General features: G+C 72.2%; 1 protein-coding gene. It reads right to left on the bottom strand.

Translation table 11 applies throughout. The features are described 5' to 3' along the window. Nucleotides 1–137 precede the first annotated feature (137 nt). Nucleotides 138–677 carry a helix-turn-helix transcriptional regulator gene (locus ACH4FX_RS43205; protein WP_398487400.1) on the bottom strand — a complete coding sequence of 180 codons (540 nt, stop codon included), beginning with the start codon at nucleotides 675–677 and terminating at the stop codon, nucleotides 138–140. Between the last annotated feature and the right edge of the window lie 411 nt (nucleotides 678–1088).

A 1088-nucleotide genomic window follows, 5' to 3' on the forward strand; every position in this document is an offset into this window, starting at 1 on the left:
AGGTGACGGGGGCGCCGTCGCGGTCGGTCTTGACGTTCATCTCCCCCAGGGCGCGGCCTTCGGGGAAGACGGGGCGCCAGCCGCCGGCGACGTGCGGTTCGGCGGGCGCGGCGCTGGGACTGATGCTGCTGCACGCTCTACGCCGCCAGCGCGGCCGGGCTCGTTCCCGGCTCCGGAGCCGGGGCCGGTGTGGACGCGGGGGCCGCGGAGGCGGCGGCCGGCGCCGCAACGGTGGCCGGCGGCGTGGCCGCAGCCGTCGATGCCGCGGTGGGGGCGGGGGCCGGGCAGAAACCACCCGAGTGCAGGGAACGGCCGTCGGTCGCCTTGCAGGAGGTAGGTGCACCACAGCGCAGGCACGGCGCCGTGGCGCCCTGGACGACCAGGCCGTCGGGGCCGAAGGCACTGTGCGCCTCGGCGAACACCGGCGCCGCAGCCGCCGACGGCTGAGGTGCCGGACCGGCAGGGGCGGCGGGCGCCTCGGCGGGGGCGGGGTGCAGCCGGGCCAGCCCCTCCAGGAGGCGCAGGTACGCGAGCCGGGCCGGCGGCGCCGGCTCGGCAGTGCCCGCCTCCCAGTTCGCCACCGTCTGACGCCCCACCCCACACGCCTGCGCCACCTGGGTGCGCGACAGCTTCGCCGCCGTACGCAACCGCAACCGCTCTTGCAGAGTTACGGACAACTGCGGTGATCCGTGCCGACTACAGAGGCGGTCGTGCTGCCCTGGATGGGTGCTCCGTACGACGTCCGTCTTGATCCGTTCCGATTCGTGTGTACTCAGTGATCTGCTGATCTCTCAGGATGCAGGGCATGGACGGGCCGTCAAGGGAGGTCGCTAGGCCGTGTCTTTCGGATCGTCCTGGGCCCGCGGCGTCTGGCACGGCACCTCGCGGCGTTGTCGCATCACCCACGGACACCCGGTCCGAGGGCCATGCTCCGCCTTGCGACGCACCGCACCAGACACCACGGGCTGCTCCAGGCTGATCCAAAAGACACGACTTAGAGCTCCTAACGCAACGGAAGTAGCCGTGTCCTCTGGAGGAGTGTGCCGGTTGCTGAGGTGTGAGTAAGAGAAGTGCTCGACCGTGGCTGG

This window comes from Streptomyces sp. NPDC018019, assembly GCF_044327805.1.
In the GTDB taxonomy this organism is placed as follows: domain Bacteria; phylum Actinomycetota; class Actinomycetes; order Streptomycetales; family Streptomycetaceae; genus Streptomyces.